The organism is Hymenobacter sp. HD11105 (assembly GCF_054051685.1).
The window spans coordinates 558,272-579,379 of the sequence record NZ_JBSWBR010000003.1 but is presented as its reverse complement, the minus strand read 5'-3'; the positions used below and the strand labels follow the sequence as shown (position 1 = coordinate 579,379).

22 protein-coding genes and 1 tRNA gene are annotated in these 21,108 nt (G+C 52.5%); 9 read left to right on the top strand and 14 right to left on the bottom strand.

All coding sequences use genetic code 11. From position 1 onward, the window contains the following. Positions 1 to 18 precede the first annotated feature (18 nt). From ACW9KT_RS12985 to ACW9KT_RS12960, 6 genes are all read right to left on the bottom strand, one after another. Positions 19 to 1,176 carry a Gfo/Idh/MocA family protein gene (locus tag ACW9KT_RS12985; RefSeq protein WP_457081021.1) on the bottom strand — a complete coding sequence of 386 codons (1,158 nt, stop codon included), beginning with the start codon at positions 1,174 to 1,176 and terminating at the stop codon, positions 19 to 21. A 138-nt stretch (positions 1,177 to 1,314) separates the two neighbouring features. After that, on the bottom strand, positions 1,315 to 2,136 hold the full coding sequence (locus ACW9KT_RS12980; RefSeq protein ID WP_457081019.1) for a universal stress protein: 822 nt from the start codon (positions 2,134 to 2,136) through the stop codon (positions 1,315 to 1,317). Positions 2,137 to 2,332: 196 nt separating this feature from the next. Continuing rightward, on the bottom strand, positions 2,333 to 2,662 hold the full coding sequence (locus ACW9KT_RS12975) for a YnfA family protein (RefSeq protein WP_457081017.1): 330 nt from the start codon (positions 2,660 to 2,662) through the stop codon (positions 2,333 to 2,335). Then, positions 2,659 to 3,183, bottom strand: coding sequence for an N-acetyltransferase family protein (locus ACW9KT_RS12970; protein WP_457081015.1), 525 nt, complete (start codon positions 3,181 to 3,183; stop codon positions 2,659 to 2,661). Before ACW9KT_RS12970 ends, ACW9KT_RS12975 begins: the two co-directional genes overlap by 4 nt. A 119-nt stretch (positions 3,184 to 3,302) precedes the next feature. Next, positions 3,303 to 3,533 carry a hypothetical protein gene (locus ACW9KT_RS12965; RefSeq protein ID WP_457081013.1) on the bottom strand — a complete coding sequence of 77 codons (231 nt, stop codon included), beginning with the start codon at positions 3,531 to 3,533 and terminating at the stop codon, positions 3,303 to 3,305. An 82-nt stretch (positions 3,534 to 3,615) separates the two neighbouring features. Next, the gene (locus ACW9KT_RS12960; protein WP_457081011.1) at positions 3,616 to 4,095 is read right to left on the bottom strand and encodes a hypothetical protein; all 480 of its coding nucleotides are present in this window, start codon (positions 4,093 to 4,095) and stop codon (positions 3,616 to 3,618) included. 194 nt (positions 4,096 to 4,289) lie between these two features. On the opposite strand from ACW9KT_RS12960, the gene ACW9KT_RS12955 reads away from it, so the two are divergent. Next, entirely contained in the window at positions 4,290 to 4,574 is a 285-nt protein-coding gene (locus ACW9KT_RS12955; RefSeq protein WP_457081009.1) for a GNAT family N-acetyltransferase, read from the top strand. A 21-nt stretch (positions 4,575 to 4,595) separates the two neighbouring features. Here the strand turns inward: ACW9KT_RS12955 and ACW9KT_RS12950 are convergent, their stop codons facing one another. Continuing rightward, entirely contained in the window at positions 4,596 to 4,967 is a 372-nt protein-coding gene (locus tag ACW9KT_RS12950) for a hypothetical protein (protein WP_457081007.1), read from the bottom strand. A 251-nt stretch (positions 4,968 to 5,218) separates the two neighbouring features. After that, the gene (locus ACW9KT_RS12945; RefSeq protein ID WP_457081093.1) at positions 5,219 to 5,719 is read right to left on the bottom strand and encodes a fasciclin domain-containing protein; all 501 of its coding nucleotides are present in this window, start codon (positions 5,717 to 5,719) and stop codon (positions 5,219 to 5,221) included. Positions 5,720 to 6,215: 496 nt separating this feature from the next. On the opposite strand from ACW9KT_RS12945, the gene ACW9KT_RS12940 reads away from it, so the two are divergent. The 3 genes from ACW9KT_RS12940 to ACW9KT_RS12930 all read left to right on the top strand — a co-directional run bounded on the left by ACW9KT_RS12940 (position 6,216) and on the right by ACW9KT_RS12930 (position 9,431). Further along, positions 6,216 to 6,665 (top strand): hypothetical protein, encoded by a 450-nt coding sequence (locus ACW9KT_RS12940; protein WP_457081005.1) that lies wholly within the window; start codon positions 6,216 to 6,218, stop codon positions 6,663 to 6,665. A 390-nt stretch (positions 6,666 to 7,055) separates the two neighbouring features. After that, a complete protein-coding gene (locus ACW9KT_RS12935) occupies positions 7,056 to 8,465 on the top strand; it encodes an MBOAT family O-acyltransferase (protein WP_457081003.1) in 1,410 nt (469 codons plus the stop codon). Positions 8,466 to 8,651: 186 nt separating this feature from the next. After that, positions 8,652 to 9,431 (top strand): hypothetical protein, encoded by a 780-nt coding sequence (locus tag ACW9KT_RS12930; protein WP_457081001.1) that lies wholly within the window; start codon positions 8,652 to 8,654, stop codon positions 9,429 to 9,431. A 21-nt stretch (positions 9,432 to 9,452) separates the two neighbouring features. Here ACW9KT_RS12930 and ACW9KT_RS12925 read toward each other — a convergent pair whose 3' ends face one another. Both ACW9KT_RS12925 and ACW9KT_RS12920 read right to left on the bottom strand, forming a co-directional pair. Beyond that, positions 9,453 to 9,617 carry a hypothetical protein gene (locus tag ACW9KT_RS12925; RefSeq protein WP_457080999.1) on the bottom strand — a complete coding sequence of 55 codons (165 nt, stop codon included), beginning with the start codon at positions 9,615 to 9,617 and terminating at the stop codon, positions 9,453 to 9,455. A gap of 273 nt (positions 9,618 to 9,890) precedes the next feature. Next, on the bottom strand, positions 9,891 to 10,289 hold the full coding sequence (locus ACW9KT_RS12920; protein ID WP_457080997.1) for an STAS/SEC14 domain-containing protein: 399 nt from the start codon (positions 10,287 to 10,289) through the stop codon (positions 9,891 to 9,893). 198 nt (positions 10,290 to 10,487) lie between these two features. Here ACW9KT_RS12920 and ACW9KT_RS12915 point away from each other — a divergent pair, with 198 nt between their 5' ends. The 3 genes from ACW9KT_RS12915 (at position 10,488) to ACW9KT_RS12905 (ending at position 14,409) form a co-directional block, all read left to right on the top strand. After that, a complete protein-coding gene (locus ACW9KT_RS12915; RefSeq protein ID WP_457080995.1) occupies positions 10,488 to 11,039 on the top strand; it encodes an NUDIX hydrolase in 552 nt (183 codons plus the stop codon). Between the two features lie 186 nt (positions 11,040 to 11,225). Beyond that, positions 11,226 to 11,870, top strand: coding sequence for a response regulator (locus ACW9KT_RS12910; RefSeq protein WP_457080993.1), 645 nt, complete (start codon positions 11,226 to 11,228; stop codon positions 11,868 to 11,870). A 178-nt stretch (positions 11,871 to 12,048) separates the two neighbouring features. Further along, complete coding sequence (locus tag ACW9KT_RS12905; RefSeq protein ID WP_457080991.1) at positions 12,049 to 14,409, top strand: PAS domain-containing sensor histidine kinase; 2,361 nt, start codon at positions 12,049 to 12,051, stop codon at positions 14,407 to 14,409. 1,226 nt (positions 14,410 to 15,635) lie between these two features. On the opposite strand, the gene ACW9KT_RS12900 is transcribed toward ACW9KT_RS12905, so the two are convergent. Beyond that, positions 15,636 to 16,652 carry a glycoside hydrolase family 16 protein gene (locus tag ACW9KT_RS12900; RefSeq protein ID WP_457080989.1) on the bottom strand — a complete coding sequence of 339 codons (1,017 nt, stop codon included), beginning with the start codon at positions 16,650 to 16,652 and terminating at the stop codon, positions 15,636 to 15,638. Positions 16,653 to 16,881: 229 nt separating this feature from the next. Continuing rightward, positions 16,882 to 16,953 (bottom strand) — tRNA-Arg (locus ACW9KT_RS12895). A 134-nt stretch (positions 16,954 to 17,087) separates the two neighbouring features. Between ACW9KT_RS12895 and ACW9KT_RS12890 the strand changes: the two genes are divergently transcribed. Further along, complete coding sequence (locus ACW9KT_RS12890) at positions 17,088 to 17,624, top strand: Ohr family peroxiredoxin (protein ID WP_457080987.1); 537 nt, start codon at positions 17,088 to 17,090, stop codon at positions 17,622 to 17,624. 73 nt (positions 17,625 to 17,697) lie between these two features. Here the strand turns inward: ACW9KT_RS12890 and sucC are convergent, their stop codons facing one another. Beyond that, a complete protein-coding gene (gene sucC / locus ACW9KT_RS12885; RefSeq protein WP_457080985.1) occupies positions 17,698 to 18,900 on the bottom strand; it encodes an ADP-forming succinate--CoA ligase subunit beta in 1,203 nt (400 codons plus the stop codon). 87 nt (positions 18,901 to 18,987) lie between these two features. Beyond that, entirely contained in the window at positions 18,988 to 20,097 is a 1,110-nt protein-coding gene (locus tag ACW9KT_RS12880) for a glycoside hydrolase family 113 (RefSeq protein WP_457080983.1), read from the bottom strand. Between the two features lie 184 nt (positions 20,098 to 20,281). Between ACW9KT_RS12880 and ACW9KT_RS12875 the strand changes: the two genes are divergently transcribed. Then, on the top strand, positions 20,282 to 20,935 hold the full coding sequence (locus ACW9KT_RS12875; protein ID WP_457081091.1) for an ABC transporter ATP-binding protein: 654 nt from the start codon (positions 20,282 to 20,284) through the stop codon (positions 20,933 to 20,935). The last annotated feature ends 173 nt before the right edge of the window (positions 20,936 to 21,108 follow it).

Here is a 21,108-nt window from a genome sequence, read left to right as displayed (position 1 = left end):
TCCTAGGGGAGGGGGCGGCTACACCTTCACCACTTTGCCCTTCTTGGCGGCTTCATAAATAGCCATGATGATGCGCACATCGCGCAAGCCTTCCTTGCCAGGTGTCTTCGGCGTCTTGTTGTCCCGCGCCGATTCGGCCATGTGGTCGAGTTCGGCGGCGAATTGGTTGCCTTCCTTTATTTGGGGCTCCTTTTCTTCGTCCTTGGTACCGATTTGAGTGGTGTGCTCGGTGTAGTCGGAGAGGGGGTCGAGGTTCATCCAGGCTTTATCGCCGAATACGCGGCCCCGCTTCACTTCCAGGTAACTGTAGGAGGTGGTGCAGGTAGCCAAAATGCCACTGGGAAAGCGCAGAGTAAAGTGCATGTTGTCCTCTACTTCCTTAAAGCGCGGGTCGGTGCGGTCCGTGGATTCCATGGCCGTGACTTCGGTGGGCTCTTCACCGGTGAGGTAGCGGGCGGCGTTCAGGGCATAAATGCCGATGTCCATGAGGGAGCCGCCGCCGGCTAGTTTCTTGTTGATGCGCCAGATGTCGGCCTTATCCTCGAAGGGCTTCACGATGCGGCCGTGGTCGGAGGTGATGGCGCGGATTTTTCCTAATTCACCCTTGCGAATGCGCTCAATGGCGTCGAGGCTGTGCGGCTCGTACTGGGCTCGATAGGCAATCATGAGCTGCTTGCCGGCTTTTTTGCAGGCCGCAATCATTTTCTCGCAATCCTCGGGCGTGTTGGCCATGGGCTTCTCACAGAGCACGTGCTTGCCGGCCTGCGCTGCCCGGATGGTGTACTCGGCGTGCATACCTACGGGCAGCACGATATACACCACGTCTACCTCAGGATTGTCCTTGATAGTGTCGAAATTCTGGTAGGAATAGACATTTTTGGCCTCGACGCCGTATTCGGCGGCTAACTTTTGGGCCTTGTCGGGCGAGCCACTTACGAGGGCCGTTATCCGGGCGTGCTTACAATCTTTAAAGGCGGGCATCATTTGCTCCACAGCAAATTTGCCCAAGCCTACGATAGCAAATCCTAGTTTTTTTGTTTCGGTAGAAGACATAGTTGATGAGTCGGGAGTGGAAAGTGGCAGGGCCAGACCGGGGACGGCAACAGCGGCAAAGGCAACACCGAGACTTACCTGTTGTAAAAAATGGCGCCGCGAATCGGATGAGGAACCGTTCATAGAATAAAGTTCAGCAATAGCATGCTAGCTAGCTGAACGGCTAGACCAAGTGAACCGTTACGGCGCCTTGCCTCATACGACCAAAAAACCAGTCGAACTAGCACGCAGAGGTGTGCGCAATTGCAACGTGCCGCTAGGTTAGGGCTGCGCTGGCAGAATTAAGATTGCCGGCGTCAGGGTGCGCCGCACCACCTGCGCCGACACGCTTTGGTAAAACAACCGTTGCAGGATGCTGTGGTGCCGGGCAATCATAACCACTAGCCCTGCGCCCGACTCTTCGGCGGCTGCCAGAATACCCGCTACTGGGTGCAAATGACGCTGGCCCCGCGCCGTAACGCGCTCTAAACCCGTCAGGAGGCCGCTTTTTTCCACCTGCTCGCGGGCAACCGTGCAGGTGTTATCGTCTTCGGGTTCTACCACGTGGGTGATATTGACAGTGGCATTAAATGCCGTAAGCAACCGCTGGCCCACCTCCGCAGCGGCCGGAGTCAGGTTGAATGGTTGATTGTCAGCGGCAATGATTGCGCGTTGCAGATTAGGCACTGGAGGTGCCGTGCTTGGCACCACTAACAGCGGCACGGGCGTGCGGCGCAGCAGATCCAGGGAGGTAGTGTCAACCAACTCATCGGGCTTGTTGTAGTCGGGGCGGCCCAGCACGATGAGTTGGGGCTGGTGGCGTTGTACGGCATCGGCTACGGCCTCGTATACGTCCTTGCTGGCAACCTCTACAGTGCTAGGAACCGATAATTCTGCTGTCCGCCGGCTTAGCTCAACCGCGATTTCGCCCTCGGTGTGCTGGGGAAGGCGTCCGGTCAGTAGTTCGCGGTCGAGCAGCGAAGTGCGACGCACGTGCAGCAGTACGAGCGGGGCTTGCAGTTGAGTAGCTACGGCGCGAGCATAAATAAGGGCATGATCGGCGGCGGCACTGAAATCGGTGAGCAGCAGGAGAGGAGCAGTCATAGCGGGCGGGTAAGGGCGAAGAAAGGCAAAGTACATTGCCTACACTATATACGCCTAGGTCGCTCACAAGATGCTACGCTATTCACTGGAGGCGGCTGGGGGCTTTTCTGGAAGCTGTTAGCTCCTAAAATACTGATTGGTCTCCGGGCGCAGGTGTAGCTGACATGGTGGCGGCAAGAAGGTAGCGCCAGAAACGCTAGCTGCGGGGAGTGAAATAAATAATGCTCACGCCAAGCAGAGCGATCAAGGTTCCCAGCAAGTCGTAGCGGTCCGGACGAAACCCATCGACCCGCCAGGCCCAGAGCAACGCCATACTGATAAATATGCCCCCATAGGCGGCATACACCCGTCCGAATTCGGCTGGTTGCCACGTAGCAACTACACCGTAAAAAGCCAGCAAAAGCCCCCCAGCCGCTCCGTACCACCACGGCCGGGCCTCTTTTAGCCATAGCCACACTAGGTAGCCCCCGCCAATCTCACAGATGCCGGCCAGCACGAAAACACTTAGAGCCCGCAGAATACTCATTGCGCAGCGGTGTTGCTAAGAGCGGAAGTTTCTTGTCCTACTATGGTGCTACGGCGCTCCAGCAGCACCGTGTCGCGCCACACGCCGGCCAGCTTACCAATCCGTTCGCGCCGGCCCAGCACCCGAAATCCTTGAGTTTCGTGCAGATGCAGGCTAGCAATATTCTCGGGGAAAACGCCCGCCTGTAAGGTCCAGATACCGTTCTTCTCCGATTCTGTCACTAAGGCCGATAGCAACTGCCGACCTACGCCCTGGCCTCGGGCGGCATCGGCCACGTACACGCTCACCTCGGCCACGCCTCCATACACGCACCGACCCGACACCGGCGATAGAGCCGCCCACCCCAACACCCGCCCCGCGTCATCGGTGGCCACCAACCGGGAATGAGCCAGGTGGCCGGCATTCCAAGCCTCCCAAGCTGGCGCCTGAGTTTCGAATGTGGCGTTGCCGGTAACAATTCCTTGCATATAAATTTCCTGAACTTCAGGCCAGTGAGCAGCAGTAAGGGGCAACAGTATCATAGTGGCTAATATAGCGCGTAGTTTCAGTTTGCTTTATCTGCAAATAACCTCGCTAGCCAGAAAAAGCCCCCCAGACTTGGTCTGAGGGGCTTTTTCTAATATCATCTGAACCGTTCTAGCTATTCCTCAGCTCCTAGCTGAGCTCCGGGATTCATGCGCTCATCGGTCATGTCAGATGAGTCCGGGTCGGGAGTGGTGCCTTCCAGGGCTTGGCCGTGCGTGGCAGCATCTAGCATGGCAGCTGAGCCGGCGCTTTCGTCGGAGGCAGCATCTACGCGGGGCGCGTCGGCGGGCTGGGGCGATGCGGGGTTAATCTGTTGCTTACCAGCTTGTTCTTCGGGCGTTTTCATAAGCTAAAGCGTTACTAAATGAAAGCAACAGCCGGGCACCGCACTTGGCGATACCCGGCTGCTGCCGTTGAACAACCGTCAATTAGTTGGCGGCTGGCTTGTATTCTTCGTCGGTATCTATGTCCGATTGTTTGGTGCGATTAGCGGGCTCGGCGGTTTCCCAGTTGCGGGTGCCGCTGCCGTAGCGCGGGTCGTCGAGTTTTTCAGCCGCGCGGCGCTCATCAAACTCCTCGTTCATGGTGGCGCGCACGCCGGCCGTGTTCAGGTTCTGAGGAGCGGAGCCACGTTGGTCGGGTGCGGCTGTAGAAGGGGCCGCTGCGCCCCCGGGGTTCGTGCCAGCAGCCACGGGGCCGTTCATCTCCTCATCGGAAAGAGGCGCGTGGCCAAAGTCACCGTAGTTGGGCGTGCTAGAATTCTGGGATGCCACTTTACGGCCGGCCGGCCGGCCTTGGGTCTGCGAATTGGCATCCTCGTGCGCCAGCTCGGCGCCTATTTTCTCGTTTTCTGCCAACGGACGACTGTTGTCGTCGTCGGTATTGGGTTTATCTGATTGTGTTTTCATAGGAATGGTAGAATGAGGATGAGGGTGGGCCAAGGCTAGAGTCAACAAGTAGCCAGTTGGCTAGTACGCAAAATAGGAGGGTAGTGATTAACAAAATGCCATCCATTTGCCTTCAGTCGCGTAGGGGAATCTTCGCGCCTTGCTCTGTTAACTGCGCATCAAGTCAACTGTTTTCGTTTTATCCTCCACTGCTCATGGCCATCTCCGTTATTCATAACCAGGAAGAACAAGCATTTTATGCCACCGTCAACGGCTACGAAGGCGAGCTGACGTACAGCCAGCCCTCTGATAAAGTCATTGACCTAGCGCACACTTTCGTCGACGAAAACCTGCGTGGACAGGGCGTAGGCGAAGAATTAGCGCGTACCGCCCTCGCCTACGCCCGCGACCAACATTTGCAGGTGCTCACCAGTTGCCGCTTTGTAGCTGCCTTCGTAAAGCGCAACCCAGGCGAGTACGACGACATTCTAGCTAAATAATCGGCACTCTTAACCGGCGGTTTATTCGCCGCGGTTATTGTCTTCGAGGCGGCTCGACTGCGCTATTACGGGGTTTATCACGCTGTCGCTGATGCCTGACTTGCCATCTGGCGCGGGCTCATCGAGGAGTTGGCCGTGTGTTTCGCGGTCCAGCATCGACGTCTCGGTGTCGGCAGGCTCGGTGTGTGGCTTACTCTGCGGCTCGGATGGATTGCGCGGCTGTGGCTCCTGCATTTCGGGCAGCGTATACAGGTTTTCACCGGGCCGATGTTCGTCGGAAGTACCGGGGAAGGCCGCGTTGGGGTCAGCCGTTGTAGCTGGCTGGTTTTGGGTGGTACGACGTGGGGGCTTCTCGTCAGGGTTCTGGGGGGCGTTTTTATTTGAATCTTTCATGCGAAGAGGAATTAGAATTAATATCCCACTCGGGATATGGTGCTCTTTCTACGCAAAAGCTTTCTCAGACAACGACGCCCTACCCGAAAAATATTTTGTGGAGCCTGCTTGTTAGCTTTCCTTTCTACGTCCGCGTGAGAAGCTGAACAGCTAAGTAGCGCGTATGTCGACCAAAGTCAACCGTTACAAGTTCACAAATAAAAAGCCCCCAACATGTGCTGGGGGGCTTTTTATTTAGGCCTGACAACTTCTTACTTCGTCGGCATCAATATGGTGTCGATGACGTGGGTGACGCCATTGCTGGAAATCACGTCAGCAGTGGTTACGGTGGCCATGCCGCCTTTCGCGTCTTTTAGCATCACGCTGTTGCCGTTTTTCATCACGGTTAACGTTTCGCCCTGCACTGTAGTCAGGGTCTGACCATTTTGCAAGTCGGCGGCGCGTACGGCGCCCGGCACTACATGGTAGGTGAGGATAGTAGTGAGCTTGCCCTTGTTCTCAGGCATCACCAAGGTGTTTACCGTGCCGGCGGGCAGCTTATCAAAAGCTGAGTTGGAGGGTGCAAACACTGTGAATGGCCCAGCGCTCTTCAGCGTTTCTACCAAGCCGGCTGCCTTCACGGCCCCTACCAGTGTCGTATGCTCCGACGACATAACAGCGTTGTCGACAATGTCTTTGCTGGGCACCATCATCGCGCCGCCTACCATCACGCCCTCAGTGCTGGTCATCGGCAGGTCGGAGGCGCTTACCATCGTTTGAACTCCTTTTCCGGGCTTGCCTTTGGCTTTCATTTTGTCGCCGGCTTCCGTTTTGCCCTTCATCTTCATTTTTCCATCGTCGGCCATCTTGGTCTTGGTCATTGCGTCGCCTTCCTTGGTTTTAATCTTGTCGGCGTCCGATTTGGTTTTGGCCGTTGTTTGTGCTTGGGCGGGGGTAAGCACAGTCAGGGTTAGGGCAAAAGCCAGAGCGGAAAACAGGGTCTTTTTCATCAATCTAAAAGTTGGGGGGATGTATAGAATGACTTCTATACGACTTCCTGGCAGGTATGGATTGTTGGCCCCAGTTATGGATTATATACTAGCCGCCAGACGAGCTTCAGGCTGTTTTTATATTAGCCCAAAGGTCGACTGACGGTTACCGTTTGCCTCGTAGCGTGCCTCCGTCAGCCTACCATTGCAGAGCTTGCTTCCCTAAGCAGAAACTCTATATTTGTCTCAGAAATACAGTCATTTCTGAGTAACGATAACCGTGGGTAGCACGCAGTATTTAGATAAGCAGAACGGCTTCCCCGACGCGCAATTCTGTCAGGATATAAGCACCTTCAAGGGCCTAGTGCTGGCCTCTGCCTTCCACGATCCGCGAGTGCTCACCTACTCCCGCGACACCGATACCCTGCATTATCTGGGCTACCCAGTACGCCAGATTCACTACCGCTTCTTCGATCAGCAACTCTACCGCATCGACTTGCTCGTTACGGGCACCGATACCATTGCCGGTCTACGCCAGGAGTTTATTCAACTTTATGGCCCACCAACCTTAGGTTTGCTGGGTGAGGAATGGCAAGGTCAGCACATTACGGCCTGCATACTGACCTTCCGTACCCAATCCGAAAACGCCTATTTTACCTTGTATAGTCAGGTGTTGATGAGTGCTGCTACCGAATACGTTTATCACCGTGGGCTGGTAATAAGCAAGTAATATTTGTTTAAGTTAGTCGCCATTAATAGCCCTAGCTGCCCATTTCGTTTCGCTTCCTAAATCGTGTTAGTAATACTTGCTATTGCTTCTTATTTTGGTGGAGTAACCAAAAAAGCGTCGCCGTAATTGGACGAAAGTGATAGGCTTACGTTAGAGTTGGCATTTAGTAATAACCAGCAAAGTATTTATCGTGCAGTTGAGTCATACCTTATTCCGTACTCCACCGTGAAGAAAAGCTACCCTTGTAGTTAGGGTAGCCTATAAGTAAGCACTTACTGCTCTGGAGTAGTGAGGCAGACTCACTGTAGCCAACACTGGCTTGATAGTGAGATATTTATATTCTGTTACTAATTAAGTTCGCAGCGGCCCCAAGTTGTTGCCCTCCGGGTTATGCTTTTTAACTCCTTTGAGTTTTTACTCTTTTTTGTGGTCGTCACGACCCTGTATTATTTGTTGCCTCACCGGTATCGGTGGGTACTGTTGCTAGTTGCCAGCAGTGTGTTTTATATGGCCTTCATTCCGGCCTACATTCTGATTCTGTTTTTCACCATCCTCATCGACTATGTTGCGGGTATTCAAATTGAGAAAGCTACCGGCGCCCGGCGCAAACAGTTTCTGATTCTGAGCTTGGTAGCTAATCTGGGCGTGCTAGCGGTTTTCAAGTACTACAACTTCTTTATCGGCAACGTCGATGCCTTACTCGACTCACTGCACATCACGCGCTACAACCTGCCGTACCTGGATATCATCCTGCCCGTAGGCCTGTCGTTTCATACGTTTCAGGCCATGAGCTATACCATTGAGGTCTACCGGGGCAACTATCCGGCGGAGCGTCATTTGGGGCTCTATTCCCTATACGTGATGTTTTACCCCCAGCTGGTAGCCGGGCCCATCGAGCGGCCTCAGAACGTGCTGCCGCAATTTTATGAGGTCAAGCAATTCGACTTTAATGAGGTGGTAATTGGCTTGCAGCGCATGTTGTGGGGACTAGCCAAAAAAGTTGTGGTTGGCGACGCGTTGGCTGAGTACGTCAACTCAGTGTACAACAATTATGAGATGCACTCGGGCTGGTCTCTATTACTGGCTACCTACGCCTTTGCCATCCAGATCTACTGTGATTTCTCCGGCTACTCCGACATCGCGCTGGGCTCGGCCCAGGTGATGGGCTTTCGGCTCATGGAGAATTTTCGGCTGCCTTACTTTGCCAAGAGCGTTACCGAGTTCTGGCGGCGCTGGCATATTTCCTTATCTACCTGGCTGCGCGACTATTTGTACATCTCGCTAGGCGGAAGCCGGTTGGGAAAGCTGCTCACCTATCGCAACCTGATGCTGACCATGCTGCTGGGGGGGCTTTGGCACGGGGCTTCCTGGAATTTTGTGGTGTGGGGCTTTCTCAATGGCTTGTACCTGAGTGTGGAAAAAATGCTCGGCGTGCGCGTCGATCAACCGCTCAGCTGGCCTGTGAAGCTGGTGCGCGTGCTGCTTACATTCCACCTTATCTGTCTTACTTGGGTGTTTTTTCGGGCTGCTACCTTTGAGCAAGCCTTATATATTGTGAGTCACGCCACCGAGGCACTGTACACAACTCCTCCCATTAATATGGAACTGCTAGGCACATTTATGCCCCGGGTGGCCCTACTATTCTTATTGGAATATGCTTTCCTACGCCGACACACCTTCCAGAGCCTGACGCCTGCTTATGGTTGGAGCCGGCCGCTGGCGGTGTCGCTGGGCTTAGTAGTCGTGCTGCTGTGCTTCGGCGTAACCTCCGGGGGGCAATTTATTTATTTCCAGTTCTAACTTATTGACGGAAATATAGTTGTGAGAAAATTTGGCTACTTTTTCGCTCTCTTTATTGGGGGGCTTTTTATAATAGATCGGGGCGGCGCTTGGGTGCTTGACCACATGTACTCCCAGATTCGGACCGGCCAGCGGGGCGGGTTGCTCAATACCTACTTGGAGATGCCACCGCGTTCTATCGTACTCATGGGTGATTCTCGAGTGGTGTATAATATCAACCCAGATAGTTTGCATCCGCAGGCCTTTAGCTTGGCACACGATGGTACTACCCAAATATTCCAAACGGGCTTGCTCGGCGTGTTGCGCGACAAGCAAAAGCTACCGAAAACTATTCTGTTGCACGTAGATATAGATGAGTTTTTACGGCCCAGTCACCCAGAGGACATCCAGTTGCTCAAGTATTACTATTGGCATGTCCCAGAAGTAACCGCTTATACCAATGATTGGGCTTGGCTGTCACCGCTTAAGTTTAGCTTTGCTCTATATAAGCATAATGGTACACTGGCCAGTCTGGTCAAACAGTACATGCGCCGCAAGCAGGCTGGCCCTCCCACTCAAGGCTATTCGCCTGAGGAGCCTACGCCCCAGGATAGCTTACGCACGCTTTATGGATTGGCAAAGCTGAATGATGAGCCCCCATACCTCAACCGCGGCCACTTGCGTTACCTGCGCGACTTTATTGCTATTTGTAAAAAGGAGAAGGTTGAGTTAATCTGCTTTACGGCTACTTACTACCAGCAGCCGCGCCACTTAGCCGCTACCTCGGCCCTAGTCGATTCGCTACTGCGTGCCGAATCTATTCCTTATATCAACTATGCCCAGCAACCGATTGCGGAGCTTTCCGGCAATGTGCGCTATTGGCACGATGCCACCCACCTGAATGTGCGTGGTATACCGTTGCACAGTCAGGACCTAGCGCGTAGGTTGGAAGCTTTGCGTGCTCAGCGTGCGATGGCAACCAAATAACGTAGCTAGTCGTGCCCTGCTTTAGCCTAGTCCTTGTTCCTCAAAAGGCGCTTGGCGGTGAATAGCTGTAATCTGTAATCCGAGTAGATGTGGGCTGCGGTACTGCTCATAGAGGTCGGCAAACAGCTCATTTAACTCTGCCGTCGTGCTCGACAAATGCTCGTCAATCTGGCGGGTGCTAACCACTCGACCGTACCGAAGGTTAGCCAGCGTAAGTTGATAGCATGCCTATACTGCAGCTCATTTCTCATAATAACTAAGAGGAAACCAGTGACAAAATACAGCTACGAAGCCATTAAAATTAGCAAAACATCCAATATAATTAGTAAATATCCTAAGCGTTTACCAGTTTTCCTCTGCCCAAACTAAAAAAGGCGGCCGCCTCAACTATTAGTCGAGACAGCCGCCTTTCATAATATTCATATGCAAATAATTGACCTTTAATAAGTTATCTGATAGTTAACGTAGCCATTCAATTGCTTCCTGTTCAGTTGTGAAGTATCTATAGCGCAGTCCGACCGATAGATTACTACTGATTGAACGGGCCGCTAGCCGACTTACCGGTGCTTCCGCTTCTACTATCGCGCACCGGTCATAGCCAGCCTCCTTAATGGCGCGTGGTATCCATTGTTGAGCAAGCCAATCCTGTAATTGCGCCGGCATCGGTGGGCGCTCCCCGTGTACACTCATTAGCCGAGTGGTGCCATAATAGAGCATTGCCCGTAGCACATGCTCATAAATTGCCTGTAAGTCGGTGATTGAAACAGCGGCCGACTGCCAAGTAATGCGTATGTAACCCATTTTGTGGTGGGTGATAGCCGCGGCTGCATTGTGGAAATATTGGGCGGTGAGAGTCAAAATGGGAAGAAGTAGGAAGGAGCAGAATAACTTTGGTCGTCTAAAAGCTTAGTAACAGCAAAGTTTGGAAAGCGTGTTGCAAGCGTAAAATTTAGAATCAGACTAAACGCGCGGTTGCGGACAAAGCCTCACGCAATCAGCGGGTTTACAATATAGCTAGTATTTACTTTGGCGCCAGCTTACCCTTCACACCTGATTATGTCCTCTAAGATAGAGCCCTGGAAAACAATCAGTTCCGAGGTAGTATTCAGTCACCGCTGGTACACGCTCCGCCGCGACCACGTAGCGCTACCCGGCGGCCAGGTGCTCGACGATTACTTCGTAAGTGTGCGCTCTAATGTGGTGCTCATTTTTGCTGTAACTGAAGATAACCAGGTGCTACTAGTGCGCCAGTATAAGCATGGTCTCGGCCGTATCACCATTGAGCTTCCCGGCGGGGTGATAGACGCAGGAGAAAAGGCCCCCCAGGAAGCTGCCAAGCGCGAATTACTAGAAGAAACCGGCTATGCCTCCGAAGAGATTGAGTTGCTGCTGGAAGTAAGTGATAACCCCACGAAGGACACCAACACGACTCATTTCTTTCTGATGCGCAACGCGCGCCGGGTAGCGGTGCAGAAGTTGGATGCCACCGAAAATATTGAGGTGCTGACGCTGCCACTGCCCCAGTTGGAAAGTATGGTTCTAAACGGCCAAATTCAGGTAACGGGCTCGGTAGCCCTGTGCCTGTTAGCGTTTCGTAAGCTGCAGTAGCCTCGGGTTAAGGTTGTAGTTGCGCTGGGGGGCATTTTCGCGCCCAACTGGCGGGTGCGGTCCACTGTTTATTGTTAAGTTGCGTCTAGCTTACAGCCACTTAGACTTGTGTGCGAAGCTCGACTACACATGCAATTATGTGGACGGATGTAAGGATGTACGTCGAATTTATTTCTATATTCCCTTATGATTCGCCTATTCGTTGTTGATGACCACGCGCTTATCCGCGATGGTATGCGGGCGCTGCTCAGCGGTATCAAAGGGCTTCAAATCGTAGGTGATGCTGCTAATGGGCAAGAGTTGCTCGATCGGCTGCCCACCACGCCCACCGATGTAGTGCTGCTGGATATGAACATGCCCGTGCTTGATGGGTTTGCCACGTTGCCACTGCTGCGGGAGCGTTTTCCGCAAGTAGGAGTGTTGGTGCTTACTATGCTCGCCCACGAGCGCTATGTAGGGCAGGCTTTCGATGCTGGCGCGGCCGGTTACATACTTAAGAGTACCGATCAGTCCGAAATCATTGCCGCTATTCAAGCTGTGGCAGCAGGTAAGCGCTTTTTGTGCAGCGAAATTGGGCTAAGCCTGCTTCAAAAGATTTTGCACCCAGAAGCCGCCGCAACTGAAGCTAAAAACAGCGAGTCCTTATCTTACCGGGAGCTGGAGGTGCTTCGGCTTATTGGTGAAGGGCTCACCAACAACGCTATAGCCGAGAAGCTCTTTGTCAGCCGGCGTACCGTAGAAACTCATCGCCAAAACATTCTGGAGAAGACCCAGATGAAGAATACCGCGGCGCTGGTGAAATATGCCATGGATCATGGCCTGCTGAACTAAAAATGACTTCCGCCGGCTTCCCGCCCTGAGTGAGGCTGTCATTCGGAGAAGGAGGGCGAAGCTAGAAATAAGTCCATGAGGCCACGCCAACAGACTTTAATGCTGGACTGCTGGGGGGCTTTTTTACTATACTTGAGCCGTTCAGCCCATTGCGGCCGGGCGTTGTAACGGGCTTACCATGCATGAATTCACTGATCCTTCGTTGTCTGAAGCTTTTGAAGCATTGCGCAAACAGGCGCTGGAGCGCTTAGGGTATTCCGGCGATGCGCTGCCTGAATCAGCTGAAGAGCCCAGCGCCGAGCAACTCTACCACATGATGCTGGTTTTGCAGCAGGAGAAACTTCACCTAGCTCAGTCAGAACTAAAGACATTACGAGAGGGCATTACCCAGGCCACTGCTCCCACCACCGACAAGTTTCGTCACTTATTTGAGTACAGTGGCGATGCTCTTTTTTTGCTGCTCGATAACCACTTCGTCGATTGCAACGTCGCTGCGCTGACCTTAGTGGGCGCTACACACAAAGACCAATTGCTTAGTCGGCACGCTGCCGAACTAGCGCCCCTTTATCAGCCTGACGGCCACTACAGCCGCGAACAATCGGACGAGTATTATAACCTAGCGGTAGCCCAAGGACAGTACCGCTACGAGTGGGCAGGCCAACGCTGCACAGGCGAAGAGTTTTGGCTGGAAATTTTGCTTACGTCGGTCGAAGTAAACGGTCAAGTGCACGTGCAGGCGGTATGGCGTGATATTACCGCACTCAAGCTTGCTCAGCAGCAGCACGAGAGCGAGCGAAGCCAGCTCCGGGCCTTGGGAGCTGCCGGGGTTGGAACGCTCATATATACCGGCGCCAATAACATGGTTCTGCTCGACGAATGGGCGTTGGCTATTCTGGATTTGCCCCCCGGCAAGCAGGCCATATCTGCCGATGAGGTTCGACAACGGGTGCATCCGGAGGATATAGTAGCTGTTGAACAAGCCCTGATGTGGGGAGCGAAAACCAGCGAACCATTAGTAGTAGAATGCCGGGTAGTATGGACCGACGGAAGCGTGCATCATGTCCGGTTTCGCGGTGAGATGGAAAAGGATACTCGAGGGCGGCCTGTTCAGCTACTGGGCGTGTTGCGCAACATCAGCGGCCAATATGCAGCCCAACAGGAATTGAGCTACAAAACCCTGCTACTTGAGCAAATTATGCAGCATATGCCGGTGATTTTAAGCCGCCTTACCCCAGAAGGTCTTTATCTGGAGATGGTGGGCATGGGATTGCGGCGCTTAAGTCTGCGGGATAATGAGCTTGTGGGGGCCAATTTATTTGAAGCCTTTCCTAACCTGACCGACCCGTCGCGGCGCCCGCTAGGGAAAGAGTCCGTCAGTTTTGTGGGCTCCACCGATCATGAGGGTGAGCGGGTGTACTTCCATAGTTTTGGCTTCTTTAATGAGCAAAAGCAAGAGTCCATCGTTTTTGCTATCGATGTCACCGAGTCTGAACAGATCAAGGAGACGCTGCGCTTAGAGAAGGAATTTACCAAACACTTGCTGAATCACAGCCTCGACGCCTTCATAGCATTAGATCTACACTTACGCGTAACAGCTTGGAACCGAACCGCTACTCTTTACACCACGCTGCCTGAAGAACAGACGTTAGGCCAAAGCTTTTTCGATTTGCTGCCCCATATAGACACACCCGAAATGCGCCACTTGCTGAGCCGGGTATGTCAGGGTATCGCTACCACGCAACACAATGTGCCGTTTAAGAAACGACCTGGGGTATACGATGTCCACTACGTGCCCATGCGCCGCTCTGATGATGGAGAAATAACGGGCATCCTGATCATCATCCGCGACATAACGGAGCGCAACCGCATGTTGGCCGATGCCGCCCGCCTTCAACGTCAGCAGCAGCAAGTAGTATTTCAAGCTATTTTCACGGCCCAGGAAGCGGAGCGTAAGCGTATGGCCGAAGCTCTGCACAATGGGGTAGGACAGTTGCTTTATGTCACGAAGCTCACCTTAGAAAACCAGACTCATGCTGGTAATCCCCCCGATCCGGCTGTGCTAAGCGTGCTCAATGAAGCCATTAAGGCAACTCGCTCTGTTTCGCACCAGCTAACACCTGGCATCCTGGAAGATTTTGGCTTGCAGGTAGCCTTACAGGAGCTCAGCAAGCACATTCCGCCAGAAAAGCTGCGAGTACACCTCCACCTAACGGGACTGCACGAGCTACGTCCCTTGCTACTCGACTTAGCTGTTTATCGCATTGTTCAAGAACTTCTTAGCAACGTCATCAAGCACGCGCAGGCCCGAGAGGTGCACGTGCAAGTAGAGCACGACGATGACCAAATAGTGCTCAGTGTGCAAGATGATGGTGTAGGGTTGCCAGCCTCCTCCGCACCGGCCACCATGCCCGGAATGGGTCTGGCTAGCATCCGCAACCGCGCCGATTTATTAGGCGGGCGCTTTGCCTTGGAGTCGCGCCCTGGCCAAGGAACCGTCGTGCGCGTCGCTCTCCCTATCAATCCAGAAGTGAGTATCTGATCAACCGTTTAACCGTTTGCTCACGCAAATTGCGTCTGGTTGCTCAAAGACCAAAATCTTTAGAAATCCTTTGATTGAGTATAAGTACGTAGAACTGAGGCAACGAATGCGAGAGCAATAGCAGCTTCTATGAGCCCGCTGTCTATACTTTTATACCCGTTTCTAAATCTTTAGTGCTCTTATTGTTCGGGACAAAATTGGCAGCCGTTCTATGTTTATCCCACTCTTGCGTTTCCCATCTCCGCAGGATGGCATTTACTATCAAAAGCGAGATGAGTACAGCAGCTAAGCTTAGAAGCCAGCTCCCATGCGAGATGATCCAAGTAGCCATATAATTATATAGTTAAAGCCCTTCAGTTAAAGCTAATATACGTTCGAATGATGGCTGCAAAAAGTTTATTATCAGCGCTTTGGATAAGTACAAATGTTAGCGCGACCCGTTATGACCAACTTAAACGTTTACGACACATCATTAAAAGTTAATACTGCCACGGGTAATATTTAGATGTTTTCTCCAGCCTACTGGCTTAACAACGAACAATGACTTAATCCTTACCGCAAGGATTTTGAAAAAAAGGACGTCCCAATAGCTATAAATTCTAATTCTTAAAAAACTTTGAAATCAAATAATATATAAAATCTAATATTAAATCGCGAAAATCGGATTTGCAGCATGATTCTTGAAATAAGAACAATTCAGTTTATAGAATTCGTTTTTGTTAAGATTTAACATGATTTCCCTCTGCTCTACCCGTGTAGTTTTACTGTTCTTGTTGCTTAACCTTCTTGGTTGTTCATCTAAGGAAAAAGAAGCTGTAGCTCCTATTAAAGAATTACCAACTCTCACCAAAAGCCTTGTTGGTCGGTGGGATGTCATTGAGGCATCCATATCATATTACGGAGTAGACGGCCAATATCTTAAAACTAGCCTTCTACCAGAGGAGGGAGAGAAGCACTACATCTTCGAAGCCAATGGTAAATTCGAGCGTCATACCAAGAATGGATCATTTGAGACAGGTTCTTACGTTTACACCGATAATAATTTGGTACTAACTTTTAGTCACGGCATTTACCGGTGCACTATTCCTCCCGCCATCAGTAGCTCGGACCTAACATTGATAGAGGATACACGCAACCTGACTACGGTACCAGAGAGGAGAAGAAATAGAGTAATTCTAGCTCAACTAAAAAGGAATATTTGATAGGCTGCTATGATAGCCCCGGCCTTAGTCTTGCCCCGCTACTGGTATGAGTTTGACCTCGGGTCGTATTCCGGTTGGCGCGGTTTTGATCTGGTTGTAAGTGCCGTCGCTGGGTTTATAAATGCGCACGTAATCAATGTCGAAGTCGGCCTGCTCAAACGTTGCTTCGCTCACTTCCAAGGTCAGCAACACCTGCGCGGCTCGACCAAAATAGGTCGTAACGCCCTCCTCTATAAGACGCGGAATAGAGGCATGGTCAGTGCCATGTAAGGTAGCGAGCTCGCGTCCATCCAAAAACCAGCTGATTTGGTCTTCGCTCCAGACAAGCGAATACGTATGAAACGGCTCCTCTAACGGGGGAGGCCCAGGGTATAGCGTCTGGTACTGATGGCTGGCCGTCCACCATTGATGCGCAGGGGCGGAAGGCGAGTTCCAATTGTGGTAGGTTATGGAGAATGGAGTAGCGCCATCATTTCCCTCAAAGACATCGCATTCCATATCATAATTATAGAGCCACAGCGCAGCGGTTGATCCCCCATACGCAGCGGCAAAACCTGCTGGATACGTCGGCGTCTTCGTGTACCTAGGGAGTCGGCACCGAACCTCTATTAGGCCCCGACGGATTGTGAAGGGCTCTCCTCCTGTGTTACCATCCCGGATAGAATCATATTTCAATCGTAGCATCCCCGAGGTATAAGTTCGCAGCACATCATCACACTCGAAAGAATGCGGTGATTTTTGGGCAGTGATGCGCATCATGCTCCGACCTTCTTCCACAACAAGCCTGAGGGCCTGGTTCACTCCTAATGGTCGCGTATCATAGCACTCATGCTTGTTGTTGGCGCGCCGGTTGGGATAATGCGAAAAGCTCCATGAGGCAGTCGTATGGACCGCGTTATCAAACTCGTCAGCGAATACCAAGCGCCACTTGTTGTCGGGCTGGGACGTATCTGGCATCATGAGGAAGCCCTGCGCTTGGCTGGACCCAAAGACAAAGAAGAATAGGGCTCCAAACGCTATGACTACACATTTAAATTTCATACAAGTAGGTACGTGTACACAAGAGGGCCATCGTGTCAGAAGACAGAGTGAGTTTCTTGCTTTCAGGATACTAGCTGGCAGTTAAAAGCCATGTTATTTAGAGATAGGAAGAATGAGCGACACCACTAAATAGGACAGGGGTAGCAAGATTGAATAAATCGCTTTTGTGCCCTGTGTTGTACCCCAAACATAAAAAAGGCCCTTTGCATTGCGCAAAGGACCTTTCTAGTGGTCACGCTAGGAATCGAACCTAGATCAAGAGCTTCGGAAACTCTCATACTATCCGTTGTACGACGTGACCGGATGGTGGGCAAAAGTAGAGAGAAAAATACGCCTAGCCAAACGTAGGGGGCATTTTGCGCGGTTCAGTTCGGGACTATAACCTTAGTGAGCTAAAATCAGTTAACTCTAGCACACAACCCGAACTCTTACCTTATGTCTACTAACGAGAAAAAAACACTGTATACGGCCGATGCTGCGGCCATTGGTGGCCGTAGTGGCCACGTACGCTCCGCTACGGGCATCATTGACTTGGATATGTCGGTGCCCGAAGGCCTAGGGGGCAAAAAAGGTGCAACTAACCCTGAGGAGTTGTTCGCAGCTGGTTACGCCTCGTGCTTCCAGCAAGCCCTCCTAGTAATTGCTCAGCGTGCTGGTGACCGGCTTGACTCGGAAAGTGAAGTGAAATGCTCGGTTACGCTGTTTCAAGAAGGCGAGGGCTATGGACTAAGCGCTGTACTCGACGTAGATTTGAAAAAATTTGATGAGCAGAAAACCATTGATATGGTACGCCAGGCTCACAAAATCTGTCCATACTCGGTGGGAACCCGCGGTAATATGGAAGTGGAGCTGCGCGTGATGGGCAAAGCTATTCCGGTGGACGCAGAAGAAAATGCAGGTGTAGCTCAAAACGGCGGAGTAGAGGGCGGAAACCAAAACTCTACCACTGAAAATACGAGTGTTACTGCTTAAGGTACTGCTTTGAGCACAAAAAAGCCCCCCAGAATATGTCTGGGGGGCTTTTTTATATAATAGTAAGTTAGGACTACGCGTTCTGCGACTCCAGAACTTCTTTCACTTTCTGAGCGGCGTCTTTCAGCAATACAGCCGAGAATACTTTCAGACCTGACTCGTCGATGATGCGGGCACCTTCTTCGGCGTTGGTGCCTTGCAGGCGCACGATGATGGGCACGTGAATGTCGCCGATGTTTTTGTAGGCTTCAACCACACCATTGGCAACCCGGTCGCAGCGCACGATGCCACCGAAGATGTTGATGAGAATGGCCTTCACGTTTGGATCCTTCAGGATGATGCGGAAGCCCGCTTCTACGGTCTGGGCGTTGGCCCCACCCCCTACGTCGAGGAAGTTAGCGGGCTCACCGCCGCTCAGCTTGATGATATCCATAGTAGCCATGGCCAGGCCGGCGCCGTTTACCATGCAGCCCACGTTGCCATCGAGCTTCACGTAGTTCAGGTTCGACTCGGAGGCTTCTACTTCCAAAGGGTCTTCTTCGTTAAGGTCGCGCAGGGCGGCGAAGTCCTTGTGGCGGTAGAGGGCGTTTTCGTCGAGGGTTACCTTGGCGTCAACGGCTAGAATCTTGTTGTCCGAAGTTTTCAACACGGGGTTGATTTCGAACATGGCCGAGTCGGTTTCGTCGTAGGCTTTGTACAGAGCCGTTACAAACTTCACCATCTCCTTTTGCGCCTCACCGGTGAGCCCTAGATTGAAGGCGATTTTGCGCGCTTGGAAGCCCTGCAAACCCACACGGGGGTCAACATGCTCGCGGTGAATCTTCTCGGGATGCTGCTCGGCCACCTCTTCGATGTCCATGCCGCCCTCAGTGGTGTAGATGATAACGTTCTGGCCCGTGGAGCGGTCCAGCAATACGCTCATGTAATATTCTTTGGGCTCCGAGTCGCCAGGGTAGTACACGTCCTGGGCAATAAGCACCTTGTGGACTTTGCGACCTTCGGCACCTGTTTGCTTGGTAACCAGCTGCATGCCAATGATCTGGCCAGCTATGTCTTTCACCTGCTCCAGGTTTTTAGCCAGCTTTACGCCGCCCCCTTTGCCCCGCCCACCGGCGTGAATCTGCGCTTTGATAACGTACCAGCTAGTGCCGGTTTCTTCCGTCAGGCGCTTGGCGGCGGTTACGGCTTCCTCAGGCGTATCGGCCACGATTCCTTCCTGAATGCGTACGCCGTAGCTTTTAAGAATTTCTTTACCCTGATACTCGTGAATGTTCATAGAGGTCAGTTCAATGGGGATGATGGGGTGGTGTTCAGTGCACGAAAGTAGGCAAAAATGCGACGCGCGGTGCTACTTATCCCCAACCTACTTGCCAAACCACTGCGCCATTACCTGCGCAGCTTCCTTATGCTGAGGTGTAAAGTCGGCGTGGCGCCGGGCGGGACCGTCGGGAGCTAAGTTGGGGTACCACTTCCAAACAAAAAGCCCCCCAAACCATTTCTTGGGCCAAAATGTCTCGAACATAGCCGCGTAACAGGCAGCTTGCGTAGCCTCATCGGGCTGGAGAAAGGCGGCCGTGCGGTCAGGCCATACCCAGGGCTCAATGGCCGCATCGGAGGTGCATTTATAGCCTATTTCGGTGAAAACAACGGGCTTGTCGAAGCGTTTTTGTACCCGTTCAATGGCTTTTAGGTGGGGTTGCCAGCCGGCAAGCAGCTCAACTTTCGTAGGCTTGCTGTTTTTGGTAAGAGGAAAATAGGCCTGAATACCAATATAGTCCAGCGCATCCCAGAAACGGATATGCTCATACTCGCCGCTCCAATTGGCGGCGTAGGTGAGCCGGCCGTGGTACACTTGGCGAACTTGACGAATAAGCGCGCGCCATTCAGCTTCGTGGGCCGCAGTGGTGGTTTGCTCTAGCTCGGTGCCAATGCAGAAGCCATCGAGATTCAGTTGCTCAGCGAGCTTGGCGTAGTGTAGAATGAAGGTAGTATAGCTTTGAAACCAAGCTTTCCAGTCGGCGGCGGAAGTCATGCGAATGTCGCCGGGCCAGGTGCCGTCGCCGCGCACCCAGAGGTGGGGTTTAAGCAAGATTTTCTGGCCGCGCTGCCGGGCTAGCATCGTTGTTTGAATAAGGCCCGCGTCGCTTTCACCCCAGTACACGCGGCCGCGGCCAGTGTGCATACCGATGGTGGGGGAGGTGGCGCCGCGCTGCCAACCAAAGGGCGTTTGAGCCAGCCAAGTCACGTTATGCTGCTTTAACGGTACCAACGCGGTATCAGTCACTGAGTCGCCAGCTACCCAACTCACGCCTCGGATCCGATTACTTAGAGTGGCCGAGACAGTAAAGCGGGCGGTAGTAGAAGGCGGGCGAGAAGGAGCAGTACGCGGCCACCACCAGCCGGCCGCCAACACAGTCGCCAAACCCAGAATGGTTAGTAGGGGCACGAAAGTCCACCAGCGACGGAGCAGCATAGCAGTTGGCATAAACAGATTATCAATCAATTATAAGCCGTCGAAAGCGAAAATGGTAGCACCAAGACGGTAATTTACTCCCCAGTGCTCTCCAGCAAGCTACAGATTACAAACCAGTGCCATCTTCTGCGATTCATCCGTAGCTTTGCTTGTTCCCAACTTGCTCACCCAATCCGCTTATCGTTTGCTGCAGGCCATCAATATTCGCAAAAGCTATAACACGCTGGAAGTGCTCAAGGGCATCGACCTGACGATTGAAAAATCGGAAATCGTGTCCATCGTTGGTTCGTCGGGGGCGGGTAAAAGTACCCTGCTGCACATTCTAGGCACGCTGGACAATCCGGATTCGGGCGAAGTGCTGTTTGATGGGCAGTCGGTAAGCTCGCTGGGCCGTTCCGATCTAGCGCGGTTTCGCAACCGGCACATTGGCTTTATCTTTCAATTTCATAACCTGCTGCCGGAATTTACGGCCCTAGAAAACGTGTGCTTGCCGGCCTACCTGGCGGGCCGCTCAGAAAAGGAAGTGCGGGTGCGAGCCCGCGAGTTACTCGGCATGCTGAACCTGGAGCGCCGCGCCGACCACAAGCCCTCCGAAATGTCGGGCGGGGAGCAGCAACGCACCGCCGTAGCGCGGGCGCTGATCAACTCGCCCGAAATCATCTTCGCCGACGAACCCAGCGGCAATCTTGATTCGCAGAATGCGCAGGAACTGCACCAGATCTTTTTCCTGCTGCGCAAAGAGCTAGGTCAAACCTTCGTCATCGTGACGCACAACGACCAACTCGCCGAAATGGCCGACCGCACCATCACCATGAAGGACGGCTACATCACAGAGTAAAGCCTGACGATTTTCTGCTAAAAAAAGCCCCCCAGCAGCGACTCTGGGGGGCTTTTTTGCGTTACGAAATTGGTAGTGTGCAAAGCAAAAAACAGCCTACTTAATTGCTGCGAAACCTCAAATTTTTAGTTTTCTAAAATTTTTAGGAATTGTTACTGTAAGCGACTGATTAT

What these genes read in the sequence shown, in the direction of transcription:
- ACW9KT_RS12975 (WP_457081017.1), bottom strand. Translation starts at nt 2,662, where the DNA reads ATGAGTATTCTGCGGGCTCTAAGTGTTTTCGTGCTGGCCGGCATCTGT.
- ACW9KT_RS12960 (WP_457081011.1), bottom strand. Translation starts at nt 4,095, where the DNA reads ATGAAAACACAATCAGATAAACCCAATACCGACGACGACAACAGTCGT.
- ACW9KT_RS12945 (WP_457081093.1), bottom strand. Translation starts at nt 5,719, where the DNA reads ATGGTAAGCGCCTCCGACCTGCCGATGACCAGCACTGAGGGCGTGATG.
- ACW9KT_RS12965 (WP_457081013.1), bottom strand. Translation starts at nt 3,533, where the DNA reads ATGAAAACGCCCGAAGAACAAGCTGGTAAGCAACAGATTAACCCCGCA.
- ACW9KT_RS12930 (WP_457081001.1), top strand. Translation starts at nt 8,652, where the DNA reads ATGGGTGATTCTCGAGTGGTGTATAATATCAACCCAGATAGTTTGCAT.
- ACW9KT_RS12915 (WP_457080995.1), top strand. Translation starts at nt 10,488, where the DNA reads ATGTCCTCTAAGATAGAGCCCTGGAAAACAATCAGTTCCGAGGTAGTA.
- ACW9KT_RS12910 (WP_457080993.1), top strand. Translation starts at nt 11,226, where the DNA reads ATGATTCGCCTATTCGTTGTTGATGACCACGCGCTTATCCGCGATGGT.
- ACW9KT_RS12890 (WP_457080987.1), top strand. Translation starts at nt 17,088, where the DNA reads ATGTCTACTAACGAGAAAAAAACACTGTATACGGCCGATGCTGCGGCC.
- sucC (WP_457080985.1), bottom strand. Translation starts at nt 18,900, where the DNA reads ATGAACATTCACGAGTATCAGGGTAAAGAAATTCTTAAAAGCTACGGC.
- ACW9KT_RS12970 (WP_457081015.1), bottom strand. Translation starts at nt 3,183, where the DNA reads ATGATACTGTTGCCCCTTACTGCTGCTCACTGGCCTGAAGTTCAGGAA.
- ACW9KT_RS12900 (WP_457080989.1), bottom strand. Translation starts at nt 16,652, where the DNA reads ATGAAATTTAAATGTGTAGTCATAGCGTTTGGAGCCCTATTCTTCTTT.
- ACW9KT_RS12980 (WP_457081019.1), bottom strand. Translation starts at nt 2,136, where the DNA reads ATGACTGCTCCTCTCCTGCTGCTCACCGATTTCAGTGCCGCCGCCGAT.
- ACW9KT_RS12950 (WP_457081007.1), bottom strand. Translation starts at nt 4,967, where the DNA reads ATGAAAGATTCAAATAAAAACGCCCCCCAGAACCCTGACGAGAAGCCC.
- ACW9KT_RS12955 (WP_457081009.1), top strand. Translation starts at nt 4,290, where the DNA reads ATGGCCATCTCCGTTATTCATAACCAGGAAGAACAAGCATTTTATGCC.
- ACW9KT_RS12880 (WP_457080983.1), bottom strand. Translation starts at nt 20,097, where the DNA reads ATGCTGCTCCGTCGCTGGTGGACTTTCGTGCCCCTACTAACCATTCTG.
- ACW9KT_RS12905 (WP_457080991.1), top strand. Translation starts at nt 12,049, where the DNA reads ATGCATGAATTCACTGATCCTTCGTTGTCTGAAGCTTTTGAAGCATTG.
- ACW9KT_RS12935 (WP_457081003.1), top strand. Translation starts at nt 7,056, where the DNA reads ATGCTTTTTAACTCCTTTGAGTTTTTACTCTTTTTTGTGGTCGTCACG.
- ACW9KT_RS12985 (WP_457081021.1), bottom strand. Translation starts at nt 1,176, where the DNA reads ATGAACGGTTCCTCATCCGATTCGCGGCGCCATTTTTTACAACAGGTA.